Origin of the sequence: Streptomyces sp. AB3(2024), assembly GCF_041862025.1 — a bacterium.
Lineage (GTDB): Bacteria > Actinomycetota > Actinomycetes > Streptomycetales > Streptomycetaceae > Streptomyces.
Genome location: NZ_JBGWAB010000222.1, coordinates 1 through 7,572, shown reverse-complemented (window position 1 = coordinate 7,572; position 7,572 = coordinate 1). Strand labels below are relative to the sequence as shown.

6 protein-coding genes and 1 pseudogene are annotated in these 7,572 nt (G+C 68.4%); 4 read left to right on the top strand and 3 right to left on the bottom strand.

Annotation, left to right across the window (positions count from 1 at the left end; all coding sequences use genetic code 11):
* From ACEPPI_RS39000 to ACEPPI_RS38990, 3 genes and pseudogenes are all read right to left on the bottom strand, one after another.
* Nucleotides 1–555: pseudogene (locus ACEPPI_RS39000) on the bottom strand (hypothetical protein); the annotation flags it as partial.
* A gap of 264 nt (nucleotides 556–819) precedes the next feature.
* On the bottom strand, nucleotides 820–1,236 hold the full coding sequence (locus ACEPPI_RS38995) for a hypothetical protein (protein WP_373919997.1): 417 nt from the start codon (nucleotides 1,234–1,236) through the stop codon (nucleotides 820–822).
* Nucleotides 1,237–1,287: 51 nt separating this feature from the next.
* A complete protein-coding gene (locus ACEPPI_RS38990) occupies nucleotides 1,288–1,995 on the bottom strand; it encodes a hypothetical protein (RefSeq protein WP_373919996.1) in 708 nt (235 codons plus the stop codon).
* Nucleotides 1,996–3,169: 1,174 nt separating this feature from the next.
* Here ACEPPI_RS38990 and ACEPPI_RS38985 point away from each other — a divergent pair.
* The 4 genes from ACEPPI_RS38985 to ACEPPI_RS38970 all read left to right on the top strand — a co-directional run.
* Nucleotides 3,170–3,907 (top strand): VOC family protein, encoded by a 738-nt coding sequence (locus ACEPPI_RS38985; protein ID WP_373919995.1) that lies wholly within the window; start codon nucleotides 3,170–3,172, stop codon nucleotides 3,905–3,907.
* 794 nt (nucleotides 3,908–4,701) lie between these two features.
* Nucleotides 4,702–5,322 carry a hypothetical protein gene (locus ACEPPI_RS38980; protein WP_373919994.1) on the top strand — a complete coding sequence of 207 codons (621 nt, stop codon included), beginning with the start codon at nucleotides 4,702–4,704 and terminating at the stop codon, nucleotides 5,320–5,322.
* Nucleotides 5,323–5,384: 62 nt separating this feature from the next.
* On the top strand, nucleotides 5,385–6,545 hold the full coding sequence (locus ACEPPI_RS38975) for a ParA family protein (RefSeq protein ID WP_373919993.1): 1,161 nt from the start codon (nucleotides 5,385–5,387) through the stop codon (nucleotides 6,543–6,545).
* The coding region (locus tag ACEPPI_RS38970) for a ParB/RepB/Spo0J family partition protein (RefSeq protein ID WP_373919992.1) at nucleotides 6,542–7,572 on the top strand (1,031 nt) is incomplete at its 3' end. The genes ACEPPI_RS38975 and ACEPPI_RS38970, both read left to right, overlap by 4 nt.

Sequence of the window (7,572 nt, the reverse complement as noted above, 5' to 3'; positions counted from 1 at the left end):
GAGATCGGCCCGGTCGTGTGTCCACCGGCGTGGTCGTTGCGTCCCTATGAGCAGTGGCTCCGTGGCTTCGCAGCCGATCAGCTCCATCGGGACGGGGGCCGGGTCCGCTCGGGGCTTGAACAGGCCGTCCACGGCAGAGCACCGGCCCGCATTGGCGGCAGCGGCCGTCGTTCCCGCGAAGAGCTCGAAGCGCGGCGCCGCGGGCCGTTCGAAGAGGCTTTCCTCGTTCCTGACTCCGGCGCCGATCACGATGTCGTACCGCGAGGGATCGGCCGGATGAGACTGATGGGCCACCACGACCGCGTCGACGAGAGTCCACCACTGCACGGGCTGATCGTCGTCCCAGACCTCGACGCACACGTCGCCCAGGCTCCGCAACGAGACGTCAGGCCCGGCCAGGACCTCGCTCAGGAGGCCGTCGGGACTGCATCCGCGGAGGGTGAGGACCTCCCGGGGCGGTGGGACCGGGTCGACGAACAGCCCTTCGACACCCGCGCACCTCCCCCAGAGTTGTTCCACGCCGTCCTCGTCCTCCTGGACCAGGAGGTATTTCACCGGGAAGCCCCGGTCCCACCGAGCGTGATCTGTGACGCGCACCCAGCCCCCGAACATGTGACCGACCCTCGAACCTACGATACGGACCCGCCGGCCCGGCGGTGAAGGCGGCCGTACCGGGGACACGGTCGGCCCGTGTGGCGCAGTACGGCTGCGCGTGCCCGGCGCCTGATGGATATAATGAGTGAACCATCCTGTTACTCAGGCGCGGAAGCCCCCCACTTCGGTGGGGGGCTTCCGTCTTTCCGGGAGTCGGCTGCCCGTTCAGGCGACCTGCAGCTTCGGACGGCCGGTCGGAGTGGGCGGCGTCTGCTGGTACGTCGGCAGCTTCAGGTTGGGCAGGTCCCCCGACTGAATGCGCACGAGCGTCGCGCGGAACGCCGCCTCCATGTCCTCAGGGCTCTCGTACTTCGCCGCCAGCGGGTGGAGTCGGTACGAGTTGCCGTTGCGTTCTCCGCTGCGCGGCCTGAGGACGATGTTCAGATCGCACAGGGGCGCCATGAGGCCGCTGACGGCCTGCGGCGTGACCCCGTACTCCGCCGCCATGTCCTTCTGCCGGACCGGGAGGACTCCCCCGAAGTCGCTGCGGGAGACGAGGTACTGGAGGAACTTGACGGCAGACCCGGACAACGGCAGGGCCCAGATGCGCTCCGCGATGATCGGAGACATGACGTTAGCCATGGGAGAGCCTTCCTCGTGAGCGGGTGCCCTCGAAGGGGCATGGCAGAACTATCACCCGGTACGCCTCCTTCCGCGAAGGCGGGCTTCGGCCTCGTAGCCGAAGTCGAGGTCGAGTTCCTCCTGATGGGCACCTTGGGGGCCCACTGCGTAGGGGAAGGCCTCGACGTCGTGCTCGTGGCGGTCGGAGATCTCGGAGAGGACCTCGTGCTGGGCCGTGCTGTTGCCGTGGAACCACAGCCGCACGTTGATCTGGATACGACCGTTGCCGGCCTTTTCCACCCAGTTGTAGCCGCAGAGCGCCTGGACGGCTCGATTGACCGTGGACCGCGTGATCATCTTGCCGCCCTTCTGGGCGGCGATCTTGTTCAGTCCGTCCGTGATCTCCTGTTGCGTGTACGGGGTGATGCCGGTCCCCGGCACCTGCCCTCCGGCCACGAAGAGGAACACGCACAGCTGGGACTTGGTGATGCTGTTCGCGACGGCCAGCTGCGCCAGCAGCTGCGTGAACCAGTTGCTGGCCAGGCTGTATCCGGCTCCCCCGGCCATGTCGTGTACGGCGCGGGGGTCGGCCGCGTACTCGAAGTGGACTCCCTTGAGCCTACGGCGGCCTCCTGGGTCGGTGGCCTCGACCACCTTCTCCCCGAGCTGCTGGCCCAGGACCGCCAGGATGTCTCCGTACTCGGCTTCGTTGCCCGCGGCGGTGGGAACGGGCAGGGGCCGGGGCCCGCGCCGACGACGGGCGGGCGGATCAGATGTCACTGGACCTCCTTGTTACTCAGGCGGTCCGAGAGTATCCAAAAAATCAACGTGTGCTTGTCTTTTGGCGCCCCGGCGCGCCGGATGAGACCTCCGGGCACGCCGCCGTTCGAACGCTGCGACAAAAATCCACGCCGTGTGAAGTTTTTCTGCGCCCAAGTGCCGAAAGTACACCGCTGCTTGATTTCGCGTGTCGCGATGACGACACATAATTGCAAAGCCCACGCATGCATTCCGCCCCCTCGGGGCTCGCGGCCCACCTCTCTGACCTGCGGTGTTTCCAAGCCTGTTGGCGCCACCCGAAAGTAAAGCAGTGCTTGATTTATTCGCGAAATGTGCTCGCCAGGTACACATTTCGGAACCCCAAATGTGTCCTGGGGGACACATAGGGCGCGACAAACATGCAGGTCAGAGGCCTAAAGTCGCGGCGCCCTCTTATTAAAGAGCGGCTGCCGAGGACGGCCGTGAGGCTCCATCAGGTTCTTGGTCGGTGAGCAGCACGGAAGCACCGCTCAACAGCTCGATCGGTGTGTCGACGGTCGGCGAAGTACCACGACTTCTCCACTCCGAACTGAACCAAGTCACCTCGAAGTCCACGAGGGCTGTACTTTTCGTGCTTGTTCCGGGCCCGGGTCTCAGCCACATCTGGGATCAACCACCCTTTGCCACCGGCCTCATGCCCAGTGGAGGCGCTCAGCGCCCGAGGGGTGCACGGCTGACCGTCGGGGAGGCCGGGCAGGGTGCGAGGGGCGGGCCGGTCTGGGGCATCAAGCGCCTGGCGAGGGCGTCTGTGGGGCGGCGAAGCCCAGTGCTGCTGCTTTGGCTGGGCCTGTTCGAACCCGCACCACCGAATGCGAGCCCCGACGCTCGGGCCGCCGAACGAGCACGGTCAGTGGCCACCTGCACCAACTCCAGGCTCAGCCACACTTACAGGCTCCAAAGCACCCTCAACCCGCGGCCGCCAACGATGGCCGGCCACTCCGGCGGGGCACCGCAAGCCCGCCAGGGCTGAGGAGCTACCGACCCAAGGCCTCGTCAGTCCGACCGGTGGGTTTGGCAGGCCGCGGACCTGCTCCAGCACCTCACCGAAACCTGGACCGGCACCTGCCCCACCTGCAGAGAAGCCATCCCGCAGCCACACGACACCTGCCAACAGAGCACTACTAGGATCTGCGGCATGGCAACACGACTCGTACAGATCAACATGAAGGCCCGGGACGACTCCGCGCTCGGCCGGTTCTGGGCGGAGGCACTCGGTTGGGGTGTCGACAGCGAGGGTCCCGGTGTGACCAACCTCGAACCCGTGGGATTCTCCTACCCCGACCCCGTGGCCGTCTGCATCGACATCATTGCCCGCCCTGAACTCAAAACGGTCAAGAACCGCGTGCACCTTGATCTGGCCACCACCTCGACCGCCCATCAAGCGGAGTTGGTCACGCGCTTGAAGGATCTCGGCGCGACGCTCGCCGACGTAGGGCAGGGCGACGTCCCCTGGACGGTCATGGCCGACCCGGAAGGGAACGAGTTCTGCGTCCTGGAGCCCCGACCGATCTACCGGGACACGGGGCCGATCGCCGCCGTGGTGGTCGACTGCACCGACCCACGAGCGATGGCCCGGTTCTGGGGCGAGGCGATGGACTGGGCACTGCACGAAGTCACCGACGACCAGGCGACCATGCGCTCGGCCAGAGGCGTCGGCCCCTACCTGGAGTTCCTCCGGACCCCCGACACCAAAAGCGTGTGGAACCGCGTCCACCTCGACGTCTGCCCCTACCCCGGCGACGACCTGGCCGCAGAGGCAGCCCGACTGCGCGCCCTGGGCGCCACCGACCCCGATATCGATCGTTCCGCAATCTCCTGGACGGTTCTGGCCGACCCGGAAGGCAACGAGTTCTGCCTCCTCACGCCTCGCTGACCTTGAGCAACGACTCGGGCTGGTTCCGGGGCAGCTGGGAAGGCCGCGCGGCGTCAGCCCGTGCTGCCGTGGACGGGGGTGGCGTCACCGGTCATCCAGCACGCCCCTGGGACGTGCGGCCTGCAGTCACGGGCGGAGGAGATCCCCTGTGTGGTGTGTAGGGGCCTTCTGGTCGGCCCCCGTCCATCGCTGTGCGGGCTTGGCCGGCCCTGGCGGCCGTTCTGACCGGCCGTTGGGGCGCTCCCGAGGCAGTCGGCCTGTGGCCTGTCTCGGGTTCGGCAATCCAGGCCCTGAGTTCATGGCTCCCTAGCCGCTCGGCTCCCTGTGCGACGTCGTCGGCAGCATGCAGGTGTGGCAGCGTTGCAGCGCTCTGGTCGATGGCTCGCGCGGGCCATCGGCCAGGTGGATCGGGAGTCGCCTTTCGAACTGCTCGCCGCGATGGGTGAGGCCTCCGCTCTCCCCCGGTGAGCTGGGCGCGGAGAGTCACGAACTTGCGTGTCACCATAACGCCCAGGCACACCGAGCCTTGGCTATTCGGGCATCTGGCTAATTTTGCGGAATGTCGGGCAATTTTCGACCGGTAGAACAGGGCCTCAGAGGCCCGAACTCAACTGACCCGGTGTGATGTGACCTTCCCTCACGCTTGCAGCCCTCAGCGGGACGCACAGCGATTTTCGCCCTGCTGAAACCGCTGTGTACGGCCGCGGAAACGCTCACGGGTGGTTGTCGAGGCGGACGCGCCTGTCGTCCGTCGGCACTGTGGCACGCACGGCACCGCTGAGCACGCCCCCCTTGTGCCCGGCACGGACAACCGCCTCAGTGGTGCGCCGGAGCCCCAGGAGGGGGTGCACGACCTGTACGGGGCAAGGCACCAGGCCGACACGGCCCGGGAGACCGCCATCGGCTCCCCCGGCCCGCACGCGGCACCCTACGCGGCAATGATCGCGGACGGCTCTTCGGACGAGGGAGACGTCCTCATCGAGGTGTTGCTGAAGGACGGAATCGTCACCGAGGTTGCCTGGGCGCACGGTGACGAGATCCCCTTCACCCTCATCGGAGGCTTCACCAGCGATGCTCCCGGCTTCGTCAAAGCCTGCACCGACCGTTGGCGCCAGGGCAGCTGGCTCGGCCACCCCCTGTTCGCCGAGGCCGAAGGCTCCCTGCGCGAGAGCCTCCTCGAAGCCGGCTTCACAGAGATCACCACCGTCCGCTCCTACCACTGGAGCCCGCTCGCAGCCGTCGAGGCGGAGCTGACCGCGCTGCTCGGAATGCAGATCAGGTGCCGGGAGTGGAGGAGGGCCGGAGGGGCGGAGTTGAGGAGGCCGGGACGGGTGCCAGGGAGCGGGTGGGACCGCGCCGACACTGCGGTTTCCCCCGAGGTAACCACTCCTGTTTCGTGCGAACTCCGCGCATAGCCGGACAAGATTCTTCGGTGTGCCTCTTCGCCTTCCTCCAAGAAGGTTAGTAAGGTACCCACATGACCGCTCCATACGACCCGGAAGTCAGGGAAAAGGTAGTTGCCAAGCTGCCGGCGTCCCTGCGGCAGGAACTCAAGGTCCGCGCAGCCCAGTTGGGCGTGGACATCCAGGACGCCGTCACGGAGGGGGTGCGCGCCTGGCGCGCCGACGCCTCGGCGGCCACCCCCGTGGACACCTCAGGCGCCTCGTCGTTCTCCACCTACCTCCCCACCGGCCTGTACGGGGAGTTCAAGGACGACTGCCGTGCGCGTGAGATCCCGTACAACCAGGGCCTCGCCCAGTCCATCCGGCTCTGGCTCGACACCCACCCCTCCCCCGCCGGCCGCCGCCGTCCCGCGAACGAGGGCGCCCGCCGGATCGTGGTCTGCAACCAGAAGGGCGGTGTCGGCAAGAGCGCCATCAGCAACGGCGTCTCCCAGGCCCTGGCCGAGACCGGCGCCCGGGTCTGCGTCATCGACTTCGACCCGCAGGGGCACCTGACGCGTCACCTGGGCGCAGACATGCTCTCCATCAAGGAGCCCAGCCTCGCCAAGCACATGCTGGGCGAGATCGAAGGACGCGTTCGCGACCTTCTCGTCCCCATCGAACACGGGGTCTTCGCCGGGCGCCTGTTCCTCCTGCCCTCCTGCAAGGACGCCTTCCTCCTCGACGCCCGCCTGGCCACCACCCGGCACGTCCGGACCAAGGAGACGGCCCTGGAGAAGGCGCTGGAGGAGCTGGAGAAGGAGTTCGACTACATCGTCGTCGACTGCCCGCCCAGCCTCGGCTACACCATGGACACCGCGCTCTACTACGCGCGTACCCGTGACGGCGAGGCCATGAAGACCTCCGGCATCATCGTCCCCGTCCAGGCCGAGGACACCTCCGCCGACGCGTACGACATGCTCACCGAGCAGCTCGAGGACCTCATCGACGACCTCGACATCGAGATCGCCCAGCTCGGTTTCGTCGTCAACCTTTACGACAGCCGCAAGGGCTACGTCGTCACCTCCTCCCTCAACAGCTGGAAGGAGTTCGGAGACCCGCCGGTCATCACGGTCATCGCCGACCTCAAGGAGCAGCGTGAGGCCGTCCGCGTGAAGCTGCCGCTGCTGCACTACGCACCCGACTGCGAGCAGTCCGAGGCCATGCGTGAGATCGCCCGGAGGATCGCGGCATGAGCAAGAGCGACCTGCTGGGTACCGGCGCCGCCTTCAGCAACGCCCGCCGTGCCGGTGGCCGCAGCGAGCGAGGCCGGGCCAAGGCCATGGCGCAGGGCGACGTACCGTCCTACGAGCTGATCCGGCTCCCCCTCGACCAGGTCTCCCCCAGCCCCCTCAACCCCCGCCGCAACTTCGGCACGGACGAGGACAAGACCCGGTTCGGCGAGGAACTGCGTCAGGCGCAGTTGTCCGCCTGTGTCGTCACCACTCGCAGCGCCTATCTCGGGCTGTGGCCGGACCACGCTTCCCGGATCGGCTCGGCGACCCACGTCCTCATCAACGGTGAGCGCCGCTTCCGCAGTGCCCTGCACGTCGGGCTGGAATCCCTCGACTTCGTCGTGCGCGACGACCTCGCGGCTTCCCGAACCGACTTCATCGACCACCTCCTGGCCGAGAACCTGGAGCGCGAGGACTTCGACGTCATCGAGCGCGCGCGTGGTGTGCAGCAGCTGGTGGAGTCCTGCGCCGAGGAGGGCCGAGAGCACGGAGCCAAGTCCCGCGCGGCGGAGCGGCTCGGGCGCTCGCCGTCCTGGGTGACCAACCAGCTGGTGCTGCTGGAACTGCCCGAAGAGATCCAGATCCGGCTCAGCTCCGGCGAGCTGCCCGAGCGCGACGGGCGGCTCCTGGCCCGTGCTGCGAAGGACCGGCCGGGTGTCGGCGCGGCCGAGCTCCTCGGCTTCCTGCAGCAGAACAAGGAGCAGGAAGCCGAGGCGAAGGCGGCTCAGCGGGAGATCCTGCGGAGCGCCCAGGAGCCCGTGGTGGACCGGACCGGGGGAGTACCGCAGCCCCCGGAGTCGGCTGCACAGCCGGCCCGGGGGGGGGGGGGGGGGGGGGGGGGGGGGGGGGGGGGCGGGGGGGCGGCGGGGGGGGGGGGGGGGGGGGGGGCGGCCGGGGGGGGGGGGGGGGGGGGGGGGGGGGGGGGGGGGGGGGGGGGGGGGGGGGGGGGGGGGGGGGGGGGGGGGGGGGGGGGGGGGGGGGCGCGAGC